Origin of the sequence: Mesorhizobium sp. L2C066B000 (genome assembly GCF_000502335.1) — a bacterium.
Lineage (GTDB): Bacteria > Pseudomonadota > Alphaproteobacteria > Rhizobiales > Rhizobiaceae > Mesorhizobium.
On record NZ_AYWZ01000001.1, the window covers coordinates 962,378 to 986,124 of the forward strand.

General features: G+C 58.2%; 25 protein-coding genes and 2 pseudogenes. 11 read left to right on the plus strand and 16 right to left on the minus strand.

Features of this window, described 5'->3' with window-relative positions; all coding sequences use genetic code 11:
- Position 1 precedes the first annotated feature (1 nt).
- A complete protein-coding gene (locus tag X733_RS161330) occupies positions 2–1,174 on the minus strand; it encodes a glycosyltransferase (protein ID WP_023817827.1) in 1,173 nt (390 codons plus the stop codon).
- Between the two features lie 353 nt (positions 1,175–1,527).
- On the opposite strand from X733_RS161330, the gene X733_RS161325 reads away from it, so the two are divergent.
- A complete protein-coding gene (locus X733_RS161325; RefSeq protein WP_023681142.1) occupies positions 1,528–2,445 on the plus strand; it encodes a hypothetical protein in 918 nt (305 codons plus the stop codon).
- Between the two features lie 259 nt (positions 2,446–2,704).
- Here X733_RS161325 and X733_RS161320 read toward each other — a convergent pair whose 3' ends face one another.
- The gene (locus X733_RS161320; RefSeq protein WP_155923928.1) at positions 2,705–3,007 is read right to left on the minus strand and encodes a hypothetical protein; all 303 of its coding nucleotides are present in this window, start codon (positions 3,005–3,007) and stop codon (positions 2,705–2,707) included.
- 16 nt (positions 3,008–3,023) lie between these two features.
- Between X733_RS161320 and X733_RS161315 the strand changes: the two genes are divergently transcribed.
- Positions 3,024–3,533 carry a pyridoxamine 5'-phosphate oxidase family protein gene (locus tag X733_RS161315; RefSeq protein WP_023691415.1) on the plus strand — a complete coding sequence of 170 codons (510 nt, stop codon included), beginning with the start codon at positions 3,024–3,026 and terminating at the stop codon, positions 3,531–3,533.
- A gap of 40 nt (positions 3,534–3,573) precedes the next feature.
- Entirely contained in the window at positions 3,574–4,173 is a 600-nt protein-coding gene (locus X733_RS161310; protein ID WP_023691414.1) for a cupin, read from the plus strand.
- Between the two features lies 1 nt (position 4,174).
- Here X733_RS161310 and X733_RS161305 read toward each other — a convergent pair whose 3' ends face one another.
- The 6 genes from X733_RS161305 to X733_RS161285 all read right to left on the minus strand — a co-directional run bounded on the left by X733_RS161305 (position 4,175) and on the right by X733_RS161285 (position 6,971).
- The gene (locus X733_RS161305; RefSeq protein WP_023681146.1) at positions 4,175–4,471 is read right to left on the minus strand and encodes a SemiSWEET transporter; all 297 of its coding nucleotides are present in this window, start codon (positions 4,469–4,471) and stop codon (positions 4,175–4,177) included.
- 15 nt (positions 4,472–4,486) lie between these two features.
- The gene (locus tag X733_RS161300; RefSeq protein WP_031193040.1) at positions 4,487–5,056 is read right to left on the minus strand and encodes a hypothetical protein; all 570 of its coding nucleotides are present in this window, start codon (positions 5,054–5,056) and stop codon (positions 4,487–4,489) included.
- A 114-nt stretch (positions 5,057–5,170) separates the two neighbouring features.
- Positions 5,171–5,947 (minus strand): exodeoxyribonuclease III, encoded by a 777-nt coding sequence (xth, locus tag X733_RS161295; RefSeq protein ID WP_023696334.1) that lies wholly within the window; start codon positions 5,945–5,947, stop codon positions 5,171–5,173.
- Positions 5,948–6,015: 68 nt separating this feature from the next.
- Positions 6,016–6,228, minus strand: coding sequence for a hypothetical protein (locus X733_RS1000000167605; protein WP_245259911.1), 213 nt, complete (start codon positions 6,226–6,228; stop codon positions 6,016–6,018).
- Positions 6,225–6,389, minus strand: a complete 165-nt coding sequence (locus tag X733_RS161290) for a hypothetical protein (protein WP_023681149.1) — start codon at positions 6,387–6,389, stop codon at positions 6,225–6,227. Before X733_RS161290 ends, X733_RS1000000167605 begins: the two co-directional genes overlap by 4 nt.
- 54 nt (positions 6,390–6,443) lie before the next feature.
- Complete coding sequence (locus tag X733_RS161285) at positions 6,444–6,971, minus strand: ferritin-like domain-containing protein (protein WP_023681150.1); 528 nt, start codon at positions 6,969–6,971, stop codon at positions 6,444–6,446.
- A 423-nt stretch (positions 6,972–7,394) separates the two neighbouring features.
- On the opposite strand from X733_RS161285, the gene X733_RS161280 reads away from it, so the two are divergent.
- A complete protein-coding gene (locus X733_RS161280; RefSeq protein WP_023817829.1) occupies positions 7,395–8,795 on the plus strand; it encodes a phospholipase D family protein in 1,401 nt (466 codons plus the stop codon).
- Positions 8,796–8,876: 81 nt separating this feature from the next.
- Here the strand turns inward: X733_RS161280 and X733_RS25015 are convergent, their stop codons facing one another.
- Complete coding sequence (locus X733_RS25015; RefSeq protein ID WP_023817830.1) at positions 8,877–9,176, minus strand: hypothetical protein; 300 nt, start codon at positions 9,174–9,176, stop codon at positions 8,877–8,879.
- A gap of 73 nt (positions 9,177–9,249) precedes the next feature.
- Positions 9,250–10,242: a YihY/virulence factor BrkB family protein gene (locus X733_RS161275; RefSeq protein ID WP_023817831.1), complete on the minus strand. Its 993-nt coding sequence runs from the start codon at positions 10,240–10,242 to the stop codon at positions 9,250–9,252.
- Positions 10,243–10,656: 414 nt separating this feature from the next.
- Between X733_RS161275 and X733_RS161270 the strand changes: the two genes are divergently transcribed.
- On the plus strand, positions 10,657–10,950 hold the full coding sequence (locus X733_RS161270) for a hypothetical protein (RefSeq protein ID WP_023817832.1): 294 nt from the start codon (positions 10,657–10,659) through the stop codon (positions 10,948–10,950).
- Between the two features lie 165 nt (positions 10,951–11,115).
- A complete protein-coding gene (gene ligD / locus X733_RS161265) occupies positions 11,116–13,758 on the plus strand; it encodes a DNA ligase D (RefSeq protein ID WP_023817833.1) in 2,643 nt (880 codons plus the stop codon).
- Between the two features lie 55 nt (positions 13,759–13,813).
- On the opposite strand, the gene X733_RS161260 is transcribed toward ligD, so the two are convergent.
- The gene (locus X733_RS161260; protein WP_023817834.1) at positions 13,814–14,284 is read right to left on the minus strand and encodes a GFA family protein; all 471 of its coding nucleotides are present in this window, start codon (positions 14,282–14,284) and stop codon (positions 13,814–13,816) included.
- 703 nt (positions 14,285–14,987) lie between these two features.
- On the opposite strand from X733_RS161260, the gene X733_RS161250 reads away from it, so the two are divergent.
- The 3 genes from X733_RS161250 to X733_RS161245 all read left to right on the plus strand — a co-directional run bounded on the left by X733_RS161250 (position 14,988) and on the right by X733_RS161245 (position 17,490).
- Positions 14,988–16,475 (plus strand): trehalose-6-phosphate synthase, encoded by a 1,488-nt coding sequence (locus X733_RS161250; RefSeq protein WP_023817835.1) that lies wholly within the window; start codon positions 14,988–14,990, stop codon positions 16,473–16,475.
- Positions 16,476–16,721: 246 nt separating this feature from the next.
- A complete protein-coding gene (locus X733_RS1000000170130) occupies positions 16,722–16,886 on the plus strand; it encodes a hypothetical protein (protein ID WP_023817836.1) in 165 nt (54 codons plus the stop codon).
- Between the two features lie 340 nt (positions 16,887–17,226).
- Positions 17,227–17,490 carry a hypothetical protein gene (locus tag X733_RS161245; protein WP_023681159.1) on the plus strand — a complete coding sequence of 88 codons (264 nt, stop codon included), beginning with the start codon at positions 17,227–17,229 and terminating at the stop codon, positions 17,488–17,490.
- Between the two features lie 225 nt (positions 17,491–17,715).
- Here X733_RS161245 and X733_RS1000000169390 read toward each other — a convergent pair whose 3' ends face one another.
- Complete coding sequence (locus X733_RS1000000169390) at positions 17,716–17,892, minus strand: hypothetical protein (protein WP_023681160.1); 177 nt, start codon at positions 17,890–17,892, stop codon at positions 17,716–17,718.
- A gap of 115 nt (positions 17,893–18,007) precedes the next feature.
- A complete protein-coding gene (locus X733_RS161240; protein ID WP_050588792.1) occupies positions 18,008–18,562 on the minus strand; it encodes a response regulator in 555 nt (184 codons plus the stop codon).
- A gap of 158 nt (positions 18,563–18,720) precedes the next feature.
- Between X733_RS161240 and X733_RS161235 the strand changes: the two genes are divergently transcribed.
- Complete coding sequence (locus X733_RS161235; RefSeq protein ID WP_023687842.1) at positions 18,721–21,828, plus strand: CheR family methyltransferase; 3,108 nt, start codon at positions 18,721–18,723, stop codon at positions 21,826–21,828.
- On the plus strand, positions 21,825–22,241 hold the full coding sequence (locus X733_RS0134025) for a response regulator (RefSeq protein ID WP_023804850.1): 417 nt from the start codon (positions 21,825–21,827) through the stop codon (positions 22,239–22,241). The genes X733_RS161235 and X733_RS0134025 overlap by 4 nt, the downstream gene beginning before the upstream one ends.
- Positions 22,242–22,429: 188 nt before the next feature.
- Here the strand turns inward: X733_RS0134025 and X733_RS161230 are convergent, their stop codons facing one another.
- From X733_RS161230 to X733_RS1000000170640, 3 genes and pseudogenes are all read right to left on the minus strand, one after another.
- The gene (locus tag X733_RS161230) at positions 22,430–22,678 is read right to left on the minus strand and encodes a hypothetical protein (RefSeq protein ID WP_023681163.1); all 249 of its coding nucleotides are present in this window, start codon (positions 22,676–22,678) and stop codon (positions 22,430–22,432) included.
- 90 nt (positions 22,679–22,768) lie between these two features.
- Positions 22,769–23,171 (minus strand): annotated as a pseudogene (locus X733_RS24960) (SDR family NAD(P)-dependent oxidoreductase); the annotation flags it as partial.
- 255 nt (positions 23,172–23,426) lie between these two features.
- Positions 23,427–23,737 (minus strand): annotated as a pseudogene (locus X733_RS1000000170640) (glutathione-dependent formaldehyde dehydrogenase); the annotation flags it as partial.
- Positions 23,738–23,747 lie beyond the last annotated feature (10 nt).

A 23,747-nucleotide genomic window follows, 5' to 3' on the forward strand; every position in this document is an offset into this window, starting at 1 on the left:
GCTATGCACTCCTGCGAAGGGGCACGACCTTCTTGCGTTGATAGGCGCGCTCAATGTGAGCTGCCATGACATTCCATGTCCGTTCCCAGGACATGTCCGCAAGATAGGCATCGACTTGCTGCAGGAGCATCTGACGCGGTCGCGAAAGAACGGAGCGCAGCTTGATTTCCAGATCGTCACAGTCGGCGATTTCCACCAGCCCGGCAGCACCGTAACTGCGCACCACGTCGACGATTGCCGTCGAGATCACCGGCAGACCCGCGGCGAGGAATTCCGGCGTCTTGGTCGGGCTGATGAAACGCGTGGCCTCGTTGAGGGCAAACGGCATCCATCCGGCGTCCCAATGGCGCAAATAGTCGGGCAGATCGCAGTAGGCTTTCGGGCCAAGCCAATGCAGGTTTTCGGCTTGCGGCAGGCTTGCAGGGTCGATCTTGACGACCGGACCGAGCATGACGAAATGCACGTCCGGCATTGTCTTTGCCGCTAGCGCCACGAGATCGACGTCCAGCCGCTCGTCGATGACGCCGAAATATCCAACCCTCGGGGAAGGAATGCCGGCCTGGTCGGCTGGGTCCCTTCCTGGCCGTCTTGCGGTGTGAAAGTGCCTCACATCGATGCTGCTCGGAAATGGAAAGATGGCAGGATGCAGGTGACGCTTGGTCTCGAACAAGCTTAGACCACCGGTGAAAACCAGATCCGCGCGGCGCAGAAGCGCCTTTTCCATCTGGCCCAGCTCGGGGGGCGCATTCTTGAACGCAGAGAGTTCGTCCATGCAGTCATAGACGCATATGTCTGGGTCGAGGAATTCCGTGAAGCGAAGAGCCATTGGGGTGTAGTACCAGGCGATCAGCCGGCTATGCGGCATAGAAGCGATCGTCTGCTGCACAAATCTCCGCTGGACGGCATCTGCTTTCGCGGCCGACGTGCCGAGCGGCAGCACTGGTGTGACAATTAGAATGTTTTCCGATGCCACGCTCGTCCGCATCAGCGGCTGCGGCAATTCTTCGAAAAGGGGCTCTTCAAAGTAGACCACTCGCTGCTGAGCGGATGCGAGAGTGAGGAGATGCTGCGGACGCTGGTGAACAAAATTCCATCGTAAGTGGGAGAAGCAGACCAGTATATTTTCGCGACGAACATATTGACTGCCGGTTACCCCGCCAAAGGCCGCATCCATTGACATACTCCCTCTGTGACACTATTTATGTTACGATTAACATTTGTTAATCGCGAATGGAGAGAACTACTTAGTTCCAGCTCCTAACTTTCGATCAGGTGAGTTGTTCCAACTGAAATGAAGAAGGCCCGGTCGCCCGCTTGTTCCACGCACGAAGCGGGATCTGGTTGCGGAGGCGAGGGCGGCTGTCGGAACCCGGCCGCCACTGAAAGCGTGGTTCAACGAGGAATGCTGGTGGACAGCGGCATTGCCGTATTTGCGTTGAACTCGTTGGCTATAGAATGTGCCTAACATCAATGATTCGCCTGTATCTCTGCGCGTCTCCGACTGCCGAGGCGAATTCCGGGGCTGACATGAACATCAACTTTGAAACTAACGTTTTTCCACTGTTTCATCCGCAAAGCGTGGATGATCTCAAGGACCCGTGTCCTGTCTTCGATGGCCGTGTCTGGCACGTCTTCGGGTCAAGCGGCACGGTCACCACCGAGACGTGGAGAATCTTGCATGCCACGGCGCCCGATCTGTATGGGCCGTGGGCCGAGCATGAGCCGATCGAACTTCCAATCAACGGCACTGGTGTTGCGGCTCCCGGTGTGACCCACGAGTGCGGCGTCTTCCACATGTTCATCCAGACGGAATTCATGAAGTCGGGTGGCCGTTGCGAGCATGCGGTTTCCAACGACGGGTTCCATTGGGTAGTCCTCAGTCCGGCCATTCTGGCCATCCCGGACACGGAAGAGGACGGAATTTACGATCCGCATCCGGCAGTCATTGGCGGTGGGCGCTACCTCGTTTATTCGGCTATGCCAAAATTCACCAGGGTGCCTCAGCCCGACATCTATCTGGCGCGTAGCCAGTCCGACTCGTGGTTCGGTCCGTGGAAGCGGATCGGCAAAATCCTCGACCACAACGATGTTCCCCACCATAACACCAGAGATGATCCCGACTACGAATGGGGCATTGAGGGCGCGCAACTGATCGAATTGCCGGACGGCCGGGTGCTTCTCAATGCCACGTGCTTTCTTCCGGACGGCCTTCGGGGAAACCGGCAACGGGTGTTTTTTGCCATAGCCGACGAGGTCAGCGGACCTTACGTTTCGATCGGCCCGGTGCTGGAGCCAGGTCAACCGGGCGAGAACGGCCACTCGACAGTGATGATCGAAGGAAGTCAGCTTTCGCTGTTCTACCAGAGCCGGGTTGCCACAACCGATCACCGATGGCGCTACGGTTTGGCCAGATGCGACGTCGCTCTCTTTTCAAAGGTCGCGTGATTCCAGGCTGCCATTAGCGCCTTGAGGCCGATGCGCGTCATGAAACTCCGGAGGGTTGAAGGTGATCCGCGTCGGTGACGTTAGCAAAGTGTCATCGCGACACAGACGGATCGACGGATTGCCGCGATTGCACTTGGGGGCGGCAAGTCGGGAAGGCTGGCCTTGACTCTGTGGCTTTAGCGAAATGATTTCAGCCCGTTCGTCAATTTTCTCCGTGGCATTGATGACACCGCCAGATGCCCGACTAATGGGCTCATAGCTATTTCTTCGGTCCCTTGACAGGGAATGTCGCGTCGCCGTCTTTTTTGCCGGAGATCACCCGCGGATCGGCGCTGGCGACGCCATCGCTTCCCCCGCCCTTGTGGTCCTTTTCCGACTGACCCTTTGCGTCCTGCTCGGGTGTCCGTTTTGATGTTCGAAGCGTCTTGTCCACCATCATGGCCTCGCGTTTGCCATCCAAACTTCCGGCAATTTCGAAAGTTCCACCGCCGCTTAGCAGGTCGAAGGAACCAGTGAGTTGGAACGTCGTGGCGGGACGTGAGTTGTAAGCGAGGATATTCACCCGCAGGAGGACGCTTATGGCTAACCGCCGAGAGCAGCAGACGGACCTCACGCCCGCCGAGGCAACAGACCGCATCTGGGAACTCGCCGAGGACATCGACGTCTGCATGTTTGTGACCTGGGACGGCGAGTACAATCGAGCCCGTCCGCTATCTGCGCGTGTGGTCCGTGAAGAAAACGCCATATACTTCCTCGTCAATGACGACAGCGCCAAGAGCAAGCAGCTGTCGACCTATCCAAAGGTCACATTGGCCTGGAGTGACAACAGCCACTACAAATACGTCACGATGTCAGGCCCGGCCACAGTGACAAATGATAGGGAAAAGATCGCCGAGCTCTGGGAGAAAACTGACTCAGCCTGGTGGGATAATGCCGATGATCCCGAGATTCGTCTGATAACGGTCAAACCCGACGAAGGCGAATTGTGGGACAGCCCGGGGCTAATGATGGCTACCGCAACGATGGTGTTTGCGGCCTTTACCGGCGCCAAGCCGAATGTGGGCGACAACGCGAAGGTCGAGCTCTGAGCGAGCGGCTAAACTAACCTCTGCTTTAGAGGCAGCGTCGATGAGCATTTTGGAAACCAGCAAGAAGGTGATCGAGAACGTCACCGGTTTCGCAAGACCGCGCAAGCAAGCTGTCGCCGGATTTGTGAGGCAGCGAAAGTCGAATGAGTTCTGGTTCAAGGATGATGGACTTGTACCCAATCATCCAGCATGGCCGCTCGTCGTTTATCGCGGCGCCGTCGAATTGCCCGAAGGACTTGATCCAGCAGCCGTCATGGAGGTGCTTTTCGATGCAAACGGATGGGGCGATAGCTGGCGAAACGGCATCTATGATTACGTTCACTATCATTCGCAAATACACGAGGTTCTGGGAATTGCGCGCGGAAATGCTGAAGTCCGATTTGGCGGCAAGAAAGGACGAACGCTGTCGCTGAAGGCCGGTGACGTCGCGGTCCTCCCGGCAGGGACCGGGCACCAATGCCTCTCGGCATCCGATGATTTTTTGGTTGTCGGCGCGTATCCTCCGTTTGGGAGTTATGACGAATGTAGGAGCAAGGATCAGCATAGCGATGCGCTCGCAACCATCCCCAGCGTGGGGCGTCCGCGCAAGGATCCTGCATATGGCAGCCAAGGTCCGCTGCTGAAAAGTTGGAAGCGCTAATTTAGTCGTCGGGGTCGAAAGCCTTGGCAACTGCGTCTTTCTCAGCCTGCGGCAGGACTGTCATTGTGAGAATGAAGGCTGACAGCAGGAGACAGACGCCATTCGTGATTATGATCGGCCACTCTGCCTTCATGATGCCGAAGGCCAGCCACAAGGCGAAGCCCAACACAGTGATGGCATACGTCGGCGCGGAGATGCCGCTTGTCTCCCGTGTCCTGATGATTTTCCAGGCTTGCGGGGTGAAACTGCTCATCGAGCAGACGGTCGCGAGATAGCCGATGAGCGTGACTGTCTGCATGGAAGCGGCCCTGGCCTACGTCGCAGATATGCGCTTGAGATCAGATACGCGGACCACGCCGTGCTGGCTGACAAAGGTCAGGGTGGAGGCCGTGCTCTGGCTCTGCGAAACGCCGGATATGCGATGGTCGCCTGTGTCATAAATCTCCATCTTTCCATGATCGTCGATGACCAGGCGGCTTCGCTCAGGAAACGCTGCGTAGCGCATATTGTTTTGAGAACCAGCGGCAGACGGGCTCCCAAGCTCCTCAGGCCACCATGAGCCGGCGTGGGCCATAGCTGCAGAACGATAGCTCACATTCGTGTCGGCGCGTTTTGGCTTGGCGGGATGATCGAGCAGGTAGGCCGAGAGCTCCGCCGCGATAGCGTTGAGCTTCGCCTTGAGGCTGTCATTGAACACGTCGCCGACCATCGTCATGCCGGAAGACCATTGTGACATTCCTCCGAAGTCGACGTGGCTGAACTGGGCCATGGTTCCACCACCACGCCGCAACGCCTCGAGGACAGCCATGACAGCGCCATCGGTGACGCCATGCTGGCGTGCAAGACGCGCAATCAGTTCAGCTTCCTTTTGACTGTTTGTCATCATTGCGTCCTTTGAATCGCTTGGCGCCGGAAGTCCTCATTGCTGGCATGACATGCGGCCAAATCTAATCACGAAGGAGCGCCACTAGGTCTTCAGGCTCCTTGCCGAGGAAGCTCAATCAAGTTCTATCCAGGCTGGGGCATGATCGCTCGGCTTGTCCCATGCACGCGTTTCGGCATCTACTCCGGCATTCTTCAGGCGATCCAATAGGGATGAACTCAGCAAGAGATGGTCCATCCGGAGCCCGGAACTCCGATCGTACCCGCCGCGGTAGGAGAAGTTCCAATAGGTGTAAATTCCCTTTTCTGGATGAATGCGACGGACGGCATCGATCCAGCCCTGAGCAAGCATTTCGGCGTACGCGCTCCGGCTCTCGGGGAAGTAAACGGCATCGCCAACCCAGCGCCCCGGCACCGCCGCGTCGATCGGGCCTGGAACGACGTTATAGTCGCCGCACAGGATGGTCGGTGAGCTATCGCCGAGCAGCACCTGGCCATAGGTGATCAAACGTTGGAACCAGCGAAGTTTGTAGTCGAACTTCGGCCCCGGCGCTGGATTGCCATTGGGCAAATACAGGCAGCCGACAACAAGCCCATTCACATCAGCCTCGATGTAGCGGCTGTGCGAATCGTCGGGATCGCCCGGCAGACCTCGACGACGTTCCAGCGGCTCAATCCCGCGAGCGAGGATTGCCACGCCATTGTAGGATTTCTGTCCGTGCCAGATTGCGCCATAGCCGGCGTTTCTAATCGCATCGACGGGAAATTTTTCGTCAGAGGTCTTCAGTTCTTGAAGGCAGACGATGTCATAGCCGGTTTCGCCAAGCCACTTGAGAAGCACTGGCAGTCGGCCGTTGACGCCATTGACGTTGAAGGTTGCGATGCGGGTCATCTCGACGATTTAACGTCTTTGCGCCGATTCGATGCGACATAGGGTCGGTAGCCAAATCTTGCCTTTTGTCATCGTCCATCTGCATTTTTGCTCGAAGCATTGGTGCTTTGACCGGAAGCAGCGGATGTCTTTGCATCTTTGGAATGCGCGGCAATCGCCGGACCCGCGCCGGTAGCTTTACGCATATCGCCGCTCCCCTTGCCGTCAGTCGATTTCTTGCTCAACAGTCCTGAGAAATATTTTCCAAAGAAGCCCATCCGACTCTCCATCTTGGCGCTCATTCGGCGACTTTGCGGGCCCTGAACTCATCTCTGCGCTGTTCTCGCAACTGCCGAGGATCGCTGCGCGAACCACCAAGGGCGCGGCGCCTGACCAGCGCGGCCGAACACTCAAGCAGGAAACATTCCAGTCCTTTGTAGATATGCGTGATCATGTCCTTCATCTCGCGGGACCGCCTCGGCACATAGGTCGCCGAGGCGGTTGGGTAGGCGATCAATCAAGCCGCTTTCCGTTCTGCCGCTCGTTCGTTGACGCCGGCTTCACCGAGGGCAGTCAGCGCCTCGTCGGTGGCCTTCTCCTCCTCAAGTGTCGCATTGAGGAGCGCAACCACGTCATCCTTGCCGAGCGTCGTAGCCCAGGCAATCAGGGTTCCATACCTGGCAATCTCATAGTGCTCCACGGCTTGCGCGGCACCGACGAGCCCTGCATCGAGCGAAGTCGAACCCTTGTACTCCTGAAGGATTTCAGATCCTTCCTCCAGGATGCCGTCGATCGCCGGGCAGGTTTTGCCGCGCGCGGCCGCGCCGAGAATCTCGAAGACCTCCTCCAGACGTTCGACCTGCCCCTCGGTTTCAGCGAGGTGCTTCTCGAATGCTGCCGAAACTTGCTCTTCGGATGCGCCTTTGGCCATCTTCGGCAAGGCTTTCAGAATTTTCTTCTCGGCATAGTAGATGTCTTTGAGGCCATCGAGGAAAAGGTCCTCCAGGTCCTTGTTGTTGCCATTGGCTTTCTTGGCAGTGGGCATTGTGCCGTCTCCTCTGTTGAAAATTGCCCGTCGCGAGCATTTTCTTAACTCGGAAACCCGAACCCGGTTCCGGGATAATGGAGATATCTAAATTTAAAGGGTCCTGCGCTTCACTGAGAACAACGACCACGTCATTCTCGTCGAAGAGCCGCGGCGGGGCGCACGCCATCGGGCTCCCGCCAACGGTCGTGCGGTCTGAGGGCCTGGGACTGCAGGAGACGCAAGTTCCGCGGCGGCAGCAGAGCAGTCGGGGCAACGCCTCTCAAGCCTCCTGACCGCTCTGCAGCCGCTTGATTGCTGGCCCTACTTGCATCCAGCAATTGGGTGACTGGACGCTGCGTATGCAACCAGAATACCTCAGAATGGTTCTAGCTATGATTTGAGCGGGATGGCAGCGAGCGCCGTCCAAAGGTGGCAATTTTTATGGACGTATCACTTTCGCGAACCGCAGACGACAACATCAAGGCCGGCAAGAGCGGCTTGCTGCTTGTCTCGGACAATTATGACGCTTTCGCCGTGCGCGTGCTGGCGGCAAGGAGCGCTGAGCGCAGCCTCGACCTGATGTATTACCTTTGGCATGATGACCACACCGGCCGCTTGCTGCTTCGCGAGGTTTTTCGAGCTGCTGAGCGCGGTGTTCGGGTACGCATGCTCCTTGACGACGTCAATCCGCGTAAAAATGATGCGGCATATCTGGCGCTGAACAACCATCCAAACATCGAATTGAAGTTGTTCAATCCGAGCGGTATCAGGCGCGGCCGGATCATGCGTGGTGTGGAAGTGCTGTTGCGGCTCTTTGCATTGACGCGACGGATGCACAACAAGGCTTGGATCGTCGACGACAAATTTGCCATTGTCGGCGGTCGGAATGTTGGCGATGCCTATTTCGATGCGGCAGAAACCAATTTCCGGGACCTCGATCTGCTGCTCCTGGGGCCTGCGGTACGGCAAACCGCGGCGATATTCGATGCCTTCTGGGCTTGCAATGAAGCCAAGCCAATCAAAACCTTGGGATCAGTGGCTCAGCATGAGCATGCCAATTGGCTTGAAGGAAGCGATACCGGCCCCGATCCCAAATTCCTGAACGGCATCGGCAACCGGGGCTCGATCACAGAGTTTATTGCGGCCAGCAACGACGTTCATTGGGTGGATGGTGTGCGGGTCATTTCCGATCCGCCGGAGAAGGTTCGTGGTTGGAGACGTCGCAGCTGGCTTATGAAAGAGCTGCGTCCCATCATCCAATCCACCCGCGGATGTCTGGAAATTGTGTCGCCCTATTTCATCCCCGGCAAAAGGGGCACAGCGATCTTGCTGGACCTTGTCGGCGCCGGTGTTGACGTTTCGGTTCTGACCAATTCCCTGGCCGCCACGGACGTCGCCGCGGTCCATGGCGCTTACGCAAACTATCGCAAGCGGCTGCTGAGGAATGGGGTCAAAATTTTCGAGCTTCAGCCGTTCAACCGGCGCTCGGCAATCTCGGTGTTTGGCTCGAAGGGCGCCAGTCTGCATACGAAAGCTTTCACAGTCGACGACAAGATCGGTTTCGTCGGTTCCTTCAACTTCGATCCACGGTCAGTGTCCTTGAATTCGGAAATGGGCGTGCTGTTTGAGGATCCGAAATTGGTCGCCGAGCTGCGGCATCGATTCCAATCAGAGATCTCTCCGGAAACAAGCTATCGGCTCGAACTGAAGCACAATGTTCTGCATTGGCATGGATGCGGCGAAGGCAAGATTCAGAACTATACGCATGAACCAGAGGCCGGATTTTTTCGCCGTATCCTGGCGGCCTTCGTCCGTCACCTTCCGATCGAATCTCAGCTCTAGCATCTGACGATGGCCGAGGACCCGGCGATCCCAGCGATTGCGCTCCCGGGGAATCGCGTGAGCGAAACGTGAAACCCTGATCTACCAGCCAGACCGCATCACACCCGGTTCTTCGACAACCGCGTCGCCAGTCCCATGCTGTCCGGCGTCCGGATCACTCGGCAACACATCGGAAAAATTGACTGTGGCGACCAGATATCCCGCTTCATCGTAGACCTTGATAGTCGATCCCGATTGCTTGGTCCCTGACCCAAGGTCCGCCGCCATTGCTACGCGCGCCATCTCTATTGCTCTCGGACTGGCCATCTCGGCGCTGGCTAGCTCTTCCTCGAATGCGGTAGTCTGGCCGGATACTGTCGTCTCAAAGCGAAATTTTGGCATGGGCAACCTCCTGTTCCCATGCAATTCCCTCGTCCGGGTTGCGTTCCAAAGAAACAGAATTGGTGGGAAGCAGCTAAGATCGCCGCGATGGCCAGACCCGTGTCGCCACGAAGGTCAGCAAACCCGTGATCACAATCCAGGCCTGCACCTCGCGTTGGATGGTTGGCCCAAGGTTCGATGTCTGTCGCGACGGGCTCTCTGCCTCGATTATCGGTTGAAGGTCGGACCGACTGCCGAGACGGACGGAATAGGCTCGTGTGAACTCGGCGCCGAGCAGGAAGATCTCCGACGAATAGTAAACCCAAAGCAGCACGACCAGCAGTGCACCCGCCGCGCCATAGGAGGATGCGATCGCGCTGGTTCCGATATACCAGCCAATCAGCGACTTGCCGATGGTAAAGAGCAAAGCGGTCACTGCCGCGCCAATTGCGACGTCGCGCCAAGCGAGCGACCGGTCCGGCAGGATCTTGAAGATCGCGGCAAACAGAGCGGAAATCAGCACGAATGATACAATGCCGTTTATCGACGCGAGAATGATCGTGCCGAACGGCAGATGGGCGTTGATGACAGCGCCAAGCGCGGAAATGGCGGCACTCGCCGCCAACGAGACAAGCAGTAGAAATCCCAACGCTGCAACCAGACCCAGGCTGGCCGCCCGCGCCCGCACCAATCGCGACACAGACATGGGTGGTGGGTCAATCTTCCAGATTGTGTTGAGCGAAAGCTGCATTTCGCCAAACACCCCGGAGGCTGTCACGAAGAGGGTGACGATGCCCACCAAGGTGGCAACAGTGCCGGCGGTTCTGTGAGAAGCGCTTTCGATGGTGCTGCGCAGAAGGTCGCCGGTTTGCGATCCCATCACGCCTGCGATTTCGGCCGACAGAGCGAGTTGAGCTGCTTCATGCCCAAAGACAAGTCCAGCAATCGCAACAACGATCAACAAGATCGGGGCCAGGGACGTAACGGCATAGAACGCCATCGCCGCACCGTGGCTGAGGGCATTGTCGTTGATGAATCCGAGGATGCTCTCCTTGCCAAGAACCCAGGCTTCGCGTGCCACCCGCATGGGGAATTCCTTTTACCTCAACAAGCAACCTAGTGCTGTCGGCAACGAAAGCGAGACCTGCCGCCAGTGCGCGAGGCGCGATTGCCGAGACACGCCCGCTTGTCTCTGCACGAACGGCCAGAAATGTTCCATGCGGCGCCGGAACTCGCCGGGCTCGTAATGGTTATCGGTCATCCGATTGGAGTGATCAAAAATGCCTGATAATGAAAACCGTCGCGAGACCGGCGCAACGAAGTACCCGGCTAGAACAGGTCCTGATCCTTCGGATGCGTTCTCTCAGGATGCGGCCGGCAACAAGAAACCCAAGAGTGGGGTCGGTCTGACGCGGCCAGTCAATGAGGTGGATGACAAGACGCACCAATCCGATGGCCAGAACGCCCCGGCGAGGCCGGGCGGCGGAAACACGGTTAAGCCATGAACGTTGCCAATCTTCAGCTTGAAGGGTTGATGATGGCGGTCGCGTCAATCAACAATCTGCTCGTTCACAAAGGTCTGCTGTCAATTGACGAGATCGATACCGCCCTGCGAAAGGCAGAGGCGTCCATGACAAGTGACGAGCGGACCTACGAAGACATGTCACCGGCCAACCGTGACGCGATCTGCTTCCCGATCCGGCTTCTGCAGATCGCAAACAACGCGCAAGGCGAACTGGACATCCCACCATTTTCAGAGCTTGCAAAAATGGTTGGGCAAACCAAGGAACCTTAACGTCAGCGGTGACGACATGACGTGTAGTCTCCGTGAAGGCCTACATTTGACGGCGATGCCACTCTGAAGCGGAAAAGCAGCATCGGCGCCGTCTCGGCCATGAACCGAACCAAATCTCACCCACTGCGTTGAGTCCGGCGTTGCGTCATTAGTCGGGGCACTTCCATGAAAACGGGCGAGCTTTCAACCTACCGGGCCAAAAGGGATTTCGCGAAGACGAAAGAGCCCAGCGGCGAAAGCTCGATTGCGGGTTCGAATCGACTTCGGTTTGTCATCCAAAAACACGCGGCCACGCGGCTGCACTATGATCTTCGCCTCGAGCTTGGCGGGGTCTTCAAATCATGGGCTGTGACCAAAGGTCCATCACTGGATCCTCACGACAAACGACTTGCCGTGGAGGTTGAGGACCACCCGCTGGAGTACGGCGACTTCGAAGGCACAATTCCCAAAGGACAATATGGTGGCGGCACGGTGCAGTTGTGGGATCGCGGATATTGGGAACCGGAAGGCGCCATGTCTCCCGAAAAGGCGTTGGAAAAAGGCGACCTGAAATTCACGCTGCAGGGCAAGCGCCTGCATGGAAGCTTCGTCCTCGTGCGCATGAAGCATGACCGCAATGGCGGGAAGCGGACCAACTGGCTGCTGATCAAACACCGCGACAAATACGCGACAGAGGGCAATGGCGATGCGGTGCTGGCTCAGGACCGATCCGTCGCCTCCGGTCGGAGCATGGAAAGGATTGCAGCGGGAAAGGGGGCAGGTCCGAAGCCGTTCATGATGAAAGGTTCATCGTCGGCCGATGCGGATGCCGTTTGGGACAGCAAGCGCGGCCATGCCGACAAGCGCGCCGCCAAGTCGGCAAAGCCTGCTCCGCGGCCGAAGCGAGCCGCTGGTGCCTCAGCGGCGAAGATGCCCGACTTCATCCCACCACAGCTTTGCGCAACGCTTTCCCGGCCGCCGGCCGGGACGAACTGGGTTCACGAAATCAAGTTTGACGGTTATCGCGTCCAGTTGCGCGTGGAAGACAAGGACATCGCCCTTAAGACCCGCAAGGGTCTTGACTGGACGGAGAAATTTGGCGCCATCGCAAAGGAGGCCGCCAGCCTCCCCAACGTCATCATCGACGGCGAAATCGTAGCGCTTGACGAGAACGGCGCGCCCGATTTTGCCGCACTGCAGGCGGCGCTGTCGGAGCGCCGGACGAAAGACCTGATCTACTTTGCTTTTGACCTGCTCTTCGCAAATGGCGTCGATCTGCGAAAGATGCCTCTCTCACAACGGAAGGAACGTCTGAGCGAGATGCTCGGCGAAGTCGATCGCGGCGCGCAAAATCTCATCCGCTATGTCGAGCACTTCAGCAATGGCGGCGACGCGGTGCTGCGTTCTGCCTGTCGCCTTTCGCTTGAGGGGATTGTCTCCAAGAGGGCCGATGCAACCTATGTTTCGGGGAGGACCGACACCTGGGCCAAATCGAAATGCCGCGCCGGGCATGAGGTGGTCATCGGCGGCTGGTCGACGACCAACGGCAAATTCCGGTCATTGCTCGTCGGCGTCAATCGCGGTGAACATTTCGCCTATATCGGCCGTGTGGGGACCGGGTTCAGCGAGGCAAAGGTCAAGCAGCTAATGCCCAGGCTGCAGGAGATGAAAGCCGCGACGTCGCCGTTTACCGGCGATGGCGCACCGAAAAGGAATTCAACCGTCTTCTGGACGAAGCCGGAATTGGTCGCGGAAATCGAGTTCGCCGGCTGGACCGGGGGTGGCAATATCCGGCAGGCCGCCTTCAAAGGCCTGCGTGAAGACAAGCCCGCAAAAGACGTCGAGGCCGAGCGTCCAGCTGATCCTCAAGAGACGCCGATTGCCGACCCTGCCAAGGTGACTGGCAAGACAGGAAAAAGCCCGGTTGTCATGGGCGTCATCATTTCCAAGCCGGACAAGCCGCTTTGGCCGAATGCCGGCGACGGTCAGCCCGTCGACAAGCTCGATCTTGCAGAATATTTCGAGACCGTTGGCCCCTGGATGATCAGACATATCAAAGGTCGTCCCTGTTCACTCGTGCGCGCGCCGGATGGCTACGCCGGCGAGCAGTTTTTCCAGCGCCACGCAATGCCAGGCACATCCAATCTGCTGGAACTGGTGAAAGTCTTCGGCGACCACAAACCGTATCTGCAAATCGACCGCGTCGAGGGTCTGGCCGCGATCGCCCAGATAGGCGGCCTTGAGCTTCACCCCTGGAACTGCCAGCCGGGTCATCCCGAAATACCTGGCCGACTTGTCTTCGACCTTGACCCCGGTCCGGAAGTCCCTTTTGCGAAGGTGGTCGCGGCAGCCAAGGAAATGCGCGATCGTCTCGAAGATCTGGGCTTGGTGAGCTTCTGCAAAACCACGGGCGGCAAAGGCTTGCATGTCGTGACGCCATTGACGGCCCAACGCAGCAAGACGACATGGGCCGAGGCCAAGGCCTTCGCAAAGGCCGTCTGCATCCAGATGGCGGCAGATAGCCCGGATCTCTACCTCGTCAACATGGCCAAGAAGCTGCGGACATCCCGGATTTTTCTCGACTATCTCAGGAATGATCGCATGGCGACAGCCGTCGCCCCTCTCTCCCCTCGCGCCAGGGAAGGCGCGACTGTATCCATGCCGCTGACTTGGAGTCAGGTGAAGGCGGATCTCGATCCGAAAAAATACACCGTTCGCACGGTCCCGGGCCACCTGAAAAAGACCGTCGCCTGGGCTGACTACGACGATGGCGAACGGTCGATCAGCAGTGCCATCAAACGGATTGGTTCAGCAAAGCTCGCCGCATGACGACGTCGGTTCGCGCTGGCTTGCAGGTACGCGGCCCAAAGTCCAACCTCCTGCCTCACCGGTCTCTGGGATTGCCCAGGGTGGGGTCGCGCGCTCGGGTGTAGCCCTCGACGCGAGGCAAACCGTCATCCATCCTGATAAACGGCAGTCGCATTTCCCAATAGGCCTGGGCTTGGGGATGGAACTTCTCGGGCGCGTCCATGAATCCGATCGAGATGTAGAACTCGTTTGGCAAGCCTTCATCGGTGTACCCAATCGAGGTGCCACATTCCGAACAGAAGGAGCGCACGACGCCCCTGGTTTTCGAGAATGTTTTTGGTTTTGGGCCGAGCCAATGGACCTGATCTGGACGATAGCCAATCCAGATCGTCAGTGGGCTGCCGATCGCTCGTCGGCAGTCATCGTCGTGGTCGAAACAAATCCAAAAGGGATCGCCACTGAATTCAGCTGTGATGGCTCCGCAAAAGCAATGCCCTCGATCAATCCGGGCCGGTTTTCTGATCGTCGTTCGGGGTTTGTCGTCCATGGTAATCTTCCCGCAAGCGTGGTGGCGTAACGCCGCAGACGGCAAGCAGTTCCTTTGGACGTCACAGAGCCGCAGATGCGCGCAACCGGCGGGCTGCTGGTCAATATCATTTGAGGCAGATCAGGCCTTAATTTGTTGGGAACATTTTTTCAGGTCCGCACTTTGTTCGCCGTCTGACCAAAGGAGGCGACCTTGAAAACACGACGCGTCGACAGGGAAAAGATCGAGAGGGCGGATCGAGAAGCCAAGTTGCTGTTGGAAGCGGAGCGGCATGCCAGGGAAGCCAAGACGGCGCGGCTTAGAGAACAGCGACAGTTGTTGGAGGCATCGATAGCGCAGACCCCGCCCGCGCCCGTAGCCGCAAAGCAGCCGCCCCGCCAACGAAAGCCGACGCGCAAGGTAATCGAGGTGGACTGACGGTTTGGTCACTTGGGGCTTTTGCCAAGGTGGGGAGTTGATATGACAGGGCAGGGGATCCGGCAGCATGAATACCAAAGCGGTAAGTCCGGCCGTCGCCAAAGCGGCTGCTCGGCGTGCTGGATCGGGGTCTCATCACCGGTGTGTCCGACGACGATCCTGCGAGAGCCGCTGAAAAAGGCGCCCGAGCGGGCCGAGAACCAGCGAATCCGGCTGGACACTTACGTCGGGAACAATCGCACGCGCGGACCGTTCCCCAAGCGATCTTCACGCTCAGGATTTGCTCTTGTTGCAGCGACCGGATGAAATTCTCAACGAGGCTTCGCAAACGGTTGGTGACCCTCTTGAGCGCGACGCAGTAGGTGGGGAGCCAACTGGCGATCGCGCCATCCCGCGTCGTCTGGTTGTCGTCTCGAACAGGCTGGGGAACATTCGCGATCTGTCGCAAGCCGGCGGACTTGCTGTAGGCATCGGGGATGCGTTGGCCGAGCGTGGAGGCCTGTGGCTAGGAGCAAGCGCCGAGTATCAGGACTACGCCGCGAGCGACGAACCGCTAATCCGCTTGGAACGCGTGGGAAAGATCGAGACGGCTGCGCTTACCCTGCCGTATGAGGAGTATTCGCTCTATTACAATGGCTATGCCAACAGCACGCTGTGGCCGCTTTTTCATTACCGACTCGACCTGGTGAACCACCGGGCAGAGTTTCTACACGCCTACCGGCAGATCAATGCGCGGTTCGCGAAGGCGCTCGCAGGACTGCTGTCGGGCAACGACGACTTGGTGTGGGTTCACGACTACCACCTTATCCCCTTGGCCGCCCAGTTGCGGCGGCTGGGAGTCCGGAATCGGATCGGTTTCTTTCTTCACATACCCTTCCCGCCGCCTGACCTGTTTGTAGCCACGCCCGACCATGAAGAACTCATCGATGATCTGCTTCAGTATGACGTCGTGGGATTCCAGACCGAAACGGACGTGGGGAATTTCCGGCGCTCAGTGCAGGCGGCCAACTCCATTACTTTTGATATCAATGGTTCGGCTGAGATGAACGGCCGCACGGTGTTATCGAGGTGTTTTCCGATAGGCATCGACGTCGATTCAATCGCACGCATGGCCAATGAGGCGGCGGAGGATGTGCAGATTGATTCCATGCGCCGCCAGATTCTGGGCCTCAAGCAAATCATCGGCGTCGATCGGCTGGACTACTCCAAGGGTCTCCCCGGCCGCATGCAGGCTTTCGCGCGTCTTTTGGAAAAGCATCCGGAACACGAGCGGGCGGCAACATATTTGCAGATTGCGTCGCCGACGCGCGAGGAGGTCAGCGCCTATGCCGACATCCGGGCCCAGCTTGAGGCAACCGCCGGCGCGGTCAACGGAAGATACGCGGATTTGGCTTGGACCCCGATCCGCTACATCCACCGTGCCGTATCACGCTCTCGGCTTGCTGGCCTGTTGCGCGCTAGCCAGGTCGGATTGGTCACGCCCCTGCGTGACGGAATGAACCTCGTCGCCAAGGAATACATAGCCGCGCAGGACGAAGCCGATCCCGGAGTGCTGGTATTGTCGCGTTTTGCGGGTGCGGCCGAAGAACTTGCCGAATCCTTGATCGTGAACCCGTATGCGGTCGACGAGGTTGCTGACGCGATCGCAAAAGCGCTCGCGATGCCGCTTGAGGAAAGAATTGCAAGGCATAGTGCACTGCTCAAGCGCATCACGCGCAATGACGCAGCAGAATGGCGGCGGTCATTTCTCGCCACGCTCGCGGGCGAGAACTAGCGCCTGGCATCGATGCCTGAATCCGTCCGTGTGTCACGCGTCCCACGCGGTCATAGCCCGGCCATAACCCGGCTTGCCTAGCAGTTCGAAAGGCCTTGAAGCTGATCGTGTATCTTGTCCGTCCGCATCAGAACCTTTTCGCTCGTTTGACGGAAGCGCGATAGCCCGCCTCAATCGGTGGACTATCGAAGGTTCCACGGAACACACCGCCGGTCCGGTCGTTTGGGCTCTGATAGGAGATCTGCGATGACAAGGAACCCCACGCGAAAGGACAGTGATCTCTCTGAAAAAGAGGCAATCAAGTTGGCCGAAGCCACCGACGTGTCACCCGGGCAGGCCAAAGAGCTTGCAGCCGAGCACGGCAAAGACGGAGCCAAGAAGGAAGCAAGAAATTACAAGGCGGAGGGCTGACTATGGCGGCCAGTGGATACGCAAACGACAGAGACGCACGAGCCACCCTCTACGCACAAGGAGTAATGGAAGCCGAGCGCAAAGCGCGGGAAGAGAAAACGGCGCGATTGCGCAAAGCCCCGTTGGCGCACGAGGCGATCAATCCGCCTGCACCCGAGCGGAAACCGGCAGTGCCGAAAGCCCCAAAGCGGGCCGCCAAACCAGGCAGCCGAAAAGCTGGAGAAGATTAGCTTCAGCTTTCTTCAGCTGTGCCGGTGGCCGGCGCCGGGGAAGAGCAGACCGTGCGGTCGATCTGCACGATAAATTTGTACTTCATCGAATGACACAAAGGAGTCCAGTGATGACGGAGCATGTGTCCCGGAAGGAAGAACAGCGTGGCACCCGAAATGTACTCGGGTGGGGCGTCGTCATTGCGGCTGTGATCTTCGTCGCACTGCTAGCCTTCTTTGTGTTCATACCCCTTTCAGGCGGATCGTGGCAGACATCGCCAGTAAAGCGCACCCCGGAACAGAACCAAGGCGGCAATGCCCCCGCCGAGACATCACCCGCGCCCGGCGTTAAAAAGAACCCGCAAGAAAATACCGAGATGCCAGGGCAGCAGTGATCGACCTTGGGCTGCGACCCAAGTTGGCCCTGATCTTCCTGGTCGTCTCATCGGCGTCATGATGGGATCAGGGCCTTCTGGGCGCAGGAACCGCTGAGCTATTGAGACTGGGGTTTCGCCCACATCGAGCGCAGAAAGATTACCGCAGCAGCATCGGTCTGGCGAACGAGGCGATGACGCCATCGTGGAACTCGAGGCACATCAAGATGCCTAGCTGCAGGCCGTTCAGTTGGGATTTTTCAGCTGCTTTGACAACAGCAGTTGCTGCTGCAGCTCAAGGGCGAGCTTCAACAGCCGTTCAGGTGTTTCCTCTTCCGCGATTTCGTCGAGCAGCGCTGCGAGTGCGTCGCCCTCAACAGGATCGCGGAATGAGTCAGGTTTGGTTTGCGGAGGTTTGGCCACGAGGATTTCTAGCAGGAATGCGGCCGTATTTGCAAGACGAAGCGAAGCGCTCTTGGGAGGGGTACCGTAGCGGGGGCGGTCGACAGGGCGGCCTGCGGCAAACTATCGGACAATCTCAATTCATGATGCCAGACCTGTCGTTGCGGAGCACCTCCTCCATGAGTGTATTGAGCCATTCGCTCAAGGGAAGGTCATGCCGCGTCGACAACCGCTCCTCCAGCGCCGCCTTCAATGTCCGTTCGACGAGGCGATCGGCCGCCTGTGGGTCGCCCAGCAGCAGCCGCGCGGACAGCCTCAGTTTTGGAAGAGCGCGGAAAACATTGTCTTCACCAAGCGCTGTTGATTGCGCGGCGAGGATCCCGGCAACCGTCCTGAACCCGGCCGGCTTGGAGAGGTTTTGGGTGTACCGGAACCGCTCCGGTAGGGTGATCTGATCGTTTCCGGAGAAGAATACGAACGGGATGCCTCTGTCCGTCAGCTCATCGGCGAGGGGAAAAACAGTCTCACCGTTAAGATCGATGTCCAGCACCGCCCCGTCCGCTGAATCGATATATCGTCGAGCCCGGCTGACTGACGACACCGGCCCCAAAACGGTCGCCCCACAATCGCTGAAATAAGAGGCAAGTTCGCTTGCCAGCAAGAATTCGTCCTCGACGAGCAGAATTCGCATGCCTAATAACATAGCAGCCCTCCGGGCTTTAAACGGCGGTCGCGTCCATCGGTTCCGTGGCTATCGGCGGTGCGGGATGGGAATTCGACCAGGAACGGTTTACACATTGGATCGAAATCAGCGCTGCCGCGTTGCATTTCACTGAAGCAGGACAATTGATGCAAAAGCTGCCGAGGTTCCCCATAGTCGGTATTGGCGCCTCTGCGGGCGGCATTGCCGCCATGGAGGGATTTTTTCGCGGGATGCCGTCTTCGAGCGGGATGGCGTTCGTGATCGTCACGCATCTCAGCCCGGAACGGGAAAGTCTGCTGCACGAAGTGATTGCGCTTTACACCGGAATTCCGGTTCGTGTCGCTGAAGATGCAATGGATATCCATCCTGACACCGTCTATGTGATGCCGCACAACGCGATCCTCACCATCGAAAATTCCAGCCTAAAGCTGCGCCAACCGAATTCGGTGTCCAGGGAGCGCAAGCCCATCGACATCTTTTTCAGCGCGCTGGCCGAGGATCAGGGCGAATACGCCGTCGGCGTCGTCCTGTCGGGCGGCGATTCCGACGGTACGTTGGGCATCAAGGCAATCAAGGAGCATGGCGGCCTGACGCTGGCGCAACTCTCCGACGAGTCGGGTCCGAGCAATCCCGACATGCCGCGCAGCGCGATCAGTTCCGGTCTGATCGATATCGCCATCCCGGCCGATGAGATGGGTGCGAAACTCATGGAATTTGCCCACAGCTTTGAACTGCTCGACGAGCTTGAAGCTGACGATGGCAAGGCCAGTGCTTTGAAACTCCGCAAGGGCCAGGAAGAAATCTACGCGATCCTGCGCAGCCATTCGGGACATGATTTCTCGGGCTACAAGGCCAAGACGTTCTTGCGCCGCGTCAGGCGACGCATGCAAATAACACAGAACACCGCGATCGATGCCTATATAGAGTTGCTTCGTTCAAATGCGGAGGAAGTGCGGTCGCTGTTTCGCGACCTGCTGATCAACGTGACAAATTTCTTCCGCGATACGGACGCTTTCAAGACCCTGGAAGAAACCGTCATCCCCAAACTTTTCGAAGGCAAGGACGCCAACGATACGATCCGCGTCTGGGTGCCCGGCTGCGCAACCGGCGAGGAAGTCTTCTCGATCGGAATGCTGATGCGCGAGCATATGGATACACTTTCGGCTGTGCCGCGCATCCAGATTTTCGCCACGGACATCGATGACGCGGCGTTGGGCATCGCACGTTCGGCGCGCTATCCGGAGTCATTGCTTGCGGGCGTTTCGCCTGAACGTCGCGAACGCTTCTTCAGCAATGACGGCACAAGTTTCATCTTGAGCAAGAGCGTACGTGATCTCTGCATCTTCTCGGCGCACAGCGTCATCCGCGATCCACCCTTCTCGCGCATGGACATGGTGTCGTGCCGGAACCTGCTGATCTATTTCGGCCCCGATGTGCAAAAGCAGGTTATTCCGACCTTCCATTATTCGCTGAAGCCCGGCGGCTATCTGTTCCTTGGCACCTCCGAGAGCATAAGCCAGCATGCCGATCTGTTTGCACCGGTCGACAAGAAACAACGGATATTCAAGGCACGAGAACATACGGCGCCGCCGCGGCTGCCGATCTTGTTGAATGCTGCGCCTGCAAGCAACTTTTCCAGCGCCAATGACACTCATGCCCGCCGCGGCTTGTCTTATTCCCTAAGGCAAACCGTTGAAGCCCATGTTCTCGAACGCTACGCTCCGGCCCATGTCGTCATCAATGGTGATGGAGATGTCGTCTATTACTCGGTCAGAACCGGCAAATATCTCGAGCCGCCGCAAGGGGTGCCGAGCAGACAATTGCTTACAATGGCACGCAGCGGCCTGCGTCTGGAACTGCGCGGCGCTTTGCGGGAAGCGGCCGAAGGCCGGCGCACGGTTGTGCGCGAAGCGATAGCCATTGAAGAAGATGAAGATCGTGTCCAATTCGTCACATTGACGATCGAGCCCTTGGTTGATCGCGGCAGCGGCGAGCCGCTGTTTCTCGTCCTGTTCGAACCGGTGGGCCAGCCGCAGCCGCGGCTGGAGGCTCTAAAGGTTCGTCAGCCATCCGGGATTGCTGATTTCGAGCGCGAGCTCCGCGATACGCGCGAGCGCCTGCAATCGACGATCGAAGAATATGAGACCGCATTGGAGGAGTTGAAATCTTCCAATGAGGAACTCGTCTCCGTCAACGAAGAAGCCCAGTCCTCCAATGAGGAGCTTGAGGCTTCCAAGGAAGAAATGCAGTCCCTCAATGAGGAATTGAACACAATCAATGCCGAACTGGTTTCCAAGATCGAGGATCTCGATCGGGCCAACAGCGATCTGAAGAACCTGTTCGAGAGCACACAGATCGCGACTGTTTTTCTCGATACCAAGCTGGTTATCCGCAGCTTCACGCCGGCGGCGTCTTCGTTCTTCAATTTGCTGCCGACCGACATCGGAAGACCGCTTACCGATCTTGCCAGCCGGCTCGATTATCCGCACCTGCGCGACCATATCGCGCAGGTTTTCAGGGCCGGCGAGATGATCGAGCACCAGCTACCGCGCGATAGCGACGGCATCCACTATCTCGTGCGGCTGATCCCCTACCGCGACAGCGTGCGGAAAATCCAGGGTGTGGTGGTGACCTTTGTCGATGTGACGACCATGGCTGAAGCCGAAGCCCACCAGCGGGTATTGATCTCGGAACTCAATCATCGGGTCAAGAACATGCTGGCCGTTACGGTCAGCATTGCCAGTCAGACCCTGAAAAATGCTCCCTCTTCGGAGGCTTTCGCCGAAGCGCTCATCGGTCGCCTGCGCGCCATGGCGCGGGCCTACGGAGTGCTCTCGCGCGAAAGCTGGAAAGAGGTCTCGGTAGAGGAAATCGTGCGGCAGGAAGTCGAGCCGTTCGGGCTGGAACGCATCAACACCACAGGCGAGGACATTCGGCTCAAGCCTCAGCAGGGCCTGTCGCTTGGCATGGTGATCCATGAACTTGCCACGAATGCTGGAAAATATGGCGCCTTGTCCGTGCCAAACGGCGTGGTGTCCGTGACTTGGTCGGCGTCGGATCACGGTTTTCAGCTCGAATGGTTAGAAAGCGGCGGTCCCGCTGTCACTCCACCTGAGAAGACGGGATTTGGTCTTTCGCTGGTAAAAGGCGAAATTGAGTATCGGCTTGGCGGAAATTTTGAAACATCTTTCGGTTCCGATGGTTTGAGCTTGCGGATTGAGTTTCCGTTTGATCATCGGGAGAGCGAAACGTGACTGCATCTCGTATCCTTATCGTCGAAGATGAATGGCTGGTCGCGGAGGAGCACCGCGCAATCCTGGAAGAGGCCGGCTTCGCCATCGCCGGGCCAGTGCCGTCCGTTGCTCGCGCGAAAAAGCTGATCGAGAGTGAAGTCATATCTGCCGCGGTCCTGGACATTGGTCTCGGCGGCGAGACCAGCGCTGCCCTTGTCCCTCTTCTAGCGCAACGCGGAATTCCGTTTGTTTTCGTCAGTGGGTACACGGCATCCGACATCCCGCAAGATTTGCGTCATCACAAGATGCTGTCAAAACCCGTGTGGGCTGCTGCGCTGGTCGAGGCCGTGCGAAATATGCTCGGTGTTCAACCGACAGCTTTGGCAAGACACCAGGACAGCGGAACGGTGCCAACCCAACGAGAAGCCCGGTAACGCACTTCTCGTGGGACAAAGACACGGGTTTTTCAACAGATATGCGACGACATTCGGGTCCAGGCCCGAGACGGCGTCGCCGGCAAGTGCCTGCGATCCGGCCGGCACGATTGGCATGCTCCCGGTCTGGCGTATTCCAGAGCCGGGCGAAACTTCGCGACCGCGCGACGATTGGTCAGGCGATGAGCCTAGCAAACAACGGGCAGTTCGCCCTCGGTTTGCTTCGCGTCGAATAGGACGCCAAGGCCGTAAGTGACGGCGCCAGCGGCAATCATCTCTGCCAACGCTGCGTTTGACACCGGGCAATGCGGCATGACCGCCTTGATCGCGAGTTCGGCATTCGCGATCGACACGAAATCGTGCCGTCGCTTACGGGTCTCCAGATATTGTTCGATCAACATCTGCAGTCGCCTTCTTTCTATTTCATCGCCAGCCATTGGTTCCTCCTGTAGACAGTCTGAAAGCCCACCACGCCTAAGGAGCGGTGGCCTTGGCGGCCCTTTTTGAGGACCGTGGACTCGAGTGAGGCGGGCAGCGTTGCTGACCAGGATGTCGAGACCGCCGAGGGTCGTTGCTGCTTCATCGGCCAGCTTTCTGCAAAAGGCCTCATTGCGGATATCGCCGGCAAGCCTTTTGACCTGCCGCTTTTATTAGGTCCACCAGTTCGTCGGCGTCTTCCTGTTCTTCGGGGAGGTAGCAGAAAGCAACGTCCGCACGCTCGCGCGCGAATGCAATCGCCGCCGCACGACCAATACCGGAATCGCCGCCGGTTATCAGCGCTTTGCGGCCGGCAAGCCTGCCTGATCCTTTGTAGGTCGTTTCGCCGTGGTCCGGGCGCGGCACCATTTTGCTGGCCAAACCCGGCCACTTCTGTTCCTGTGGCTTGAAAGGCGGCTGGTGATATTGCGTCACCGGATTCTGTTTTAGCATCGGGCTCGCAGGGCCTGCTTTAGCAGGCACTGTTCCCGTATCGGCTGACGCCGTGGAAGCATAAGCGGCGAGAATTCCTCCCGCCATGCTTCCGACGACAAGTCTGCGCGCTGCGTCTGGTACATTGTCATGCTGGTCGTGGTTCATCATGGGCTCGCTTTGACGGCAGGTGACCGTTACGGAAGTGGCACCTAACCGGCCGTCGACGCGAATGTTCCCTTGTGATTGCAGTGAGTGTCGGTCGCCTTGCCCGTCTTAGCTGTGAGGCCGCGTCACGACTTTGATACAGCCATCCTGCTTGTCGCGGAACGTCTTGTAGAGATCCGGCCCTGCTTTCAGATCGGCCCGGGGGTAATCACAAGGAGGGATCGATTGCGCCGTTCTGGACCATGGCCAATAAAGGTTCCAGGTAGCGTTGCGTATGCGTCTGGCCCATCCGGAAAGCCGGTCCCTTATTCATCGCCGCCAAACGGGATGTGATCGACCAGACCAACATAGACGCCGGGAACCGAGATGGTGCCGCCCCTGCGGCAGCGATAGATTGCCTCGCGCAGCACATGCGGCCTTGGGAATGCC

What these genes read in the sequence shown, in the direction of transcription:
- xth (WP_023696334.1), bottom strand. Translation starts at nt 5,947, where the DNA reads ATGACCCGCATCGCAACCTTCAACGTCAATGGCGTCAACGGCCGACTG.
- X733_RS161235 (WP_023687842.1), top strand. Translation starts at nt 18,721, where the DNA reads ATGCAAAAGCTGCCGAGGTTCCCCATAGTCGGTATTGGCGCCTCTGCG.
- X733_RS161300 (WP_031193040.1), bottom strand. Translation starts at nt 5,056, where the DNA reads ATGACAAACAGTCAAAAGGAAGCTGAACTGATTGCGCGTCTTGCACGC.
- X733_RS1000000170130 (WP_023817836.1), top strand. Translation starts at nt 16,722, where the DNA reads ATGACAAGGAACCCCACGCGAAAGGACAGTGATCTCTCTGAAAAAGAG.
- X733_RS161310 (WP_023691414.1), top strand. Translation starts at nt 3,574, where the DNA reads ATGAGCATTTTGGAAACCAGCAAGAAGGTGATCGAGAACGTCACCGGT.
- X733_RS161245 (WP_023681159.1), top strand. Translation starts at nt 17,227, where the DNA reads ATGACGGAGCATGTGTCCCGGAAGGAAGAACAGCGTGGCACCCGAAAT.
- X733_RS161290 (WP_023681149.1), bottom strand. Translation starts at nt 6,389, where the DNA reads ATGAAGGACATGATCACGCATATCTACAAAGGACTGGAATGTTTCCTG.
- ligD (WP_023817833.1), top strand. Translation starts at nt 11,116, where the DNA reads ATGAAAACGGGCGAGCTTTCAACCTACCGGGCCAAAAGGGATTTCGCG.
- X733_RS1000000167605 (WP_245259911.1), bottom strand. Translation starts at nt 6,228, where the DNA reads ATGAGCGCCAAGATGGAGAGTCGGATGGGCTTCTTTGGAAAATATTTC.
- X733_RS161240 (WP_050588792.1), bottom strand. Translation starts at nt 18,562, where the DNA reads ATGCGAATTCTGCTCGTCGAGGACGAATTCTTGCTGGCAAGCGAACTT.
- X733_RS25015 (WP_023817830.1), bottom strand. Translation starts at nt 9,176, where the DNA reads ATGCCAAAATTTCGCTTTGAGACGACAGTATCCGGCCAGACTACCGCA.
- X733_RS161230 (WP_023681163.1), bottom strand. Translation starts at nt 22,678, where the DNA reads ATGGCTGGCGATGAAATAGAAAGAAGGCGACTGCAGATGTTGATCGAA.
- X733_RS161285 (WP_023681150.1), bottom strand. Translation starts at nt 6,971, where the DNA reads ATGCCCACTGCCAAGAAAGCCAATGGCAACAACAAGGACCTGGAGGAC.
- X733_RS161315 (WP_023691415.1), top strand. Translation starts at nt 3,024, where the DNA reads ATGGCTAACCGCCGAGAGCAGCAGACGGACCTCACGCCCGCCGAGGCA.
- X733_RS161325 (WP_023681142.1), top strand. Translation starts at nt 1,528, where the DNA reads ATGAACATCAACTTTGAAACTAACGTTTTTCCACTGTTTCATCCGCAA.
- X733_RS161305 (WP_023681146.1), bottom strand. Translation starts at nt 4,471, where the DNA reads ATGCAGACAGTCACGCTCATCGGCTATCTCGCGACCGTCTGCTCGATG.
- X733_RS161275 (WP_023817831.1), bottom strand. Translation starts at nt 10,242, where the DNA reads ATGCGGGTGGCACGCGAAGCCTGGGTTCTTGGCAAGGAGAGCATCCTC.
- X733_RS161330 (WP_023817827.1), bottom strand. Translation starts at nt 1,174, where the DNA reads ATGGATGCGGCCTTTGGCGGGGTAACCGGCAGTCAATATGTTCGTCGC.
- X733_RS161260 (WP_023817834.1), bottom strand. Translation starts at nt 14,284, where the DNA reads ATGGACGACAAACCCCGAACGACGATCAGAAAACCGGCCCGGATTGAT.
- X733_RS161270 (WP_023817832.1), top strand. Translation starts at nt 10,657, where the DNA reads ATGAACGTTGCCAATCTTCAGCTTGAAGGGTTGATGATGGCGGTCGCG.
- X733_RS161280 (WP_023817829.1), top strand. Translation starts at nt 7,395, where the DNA reads ATGGACGTATCACTTTCGCGAACCGCAGACGACAACATCAAGGCCGGC.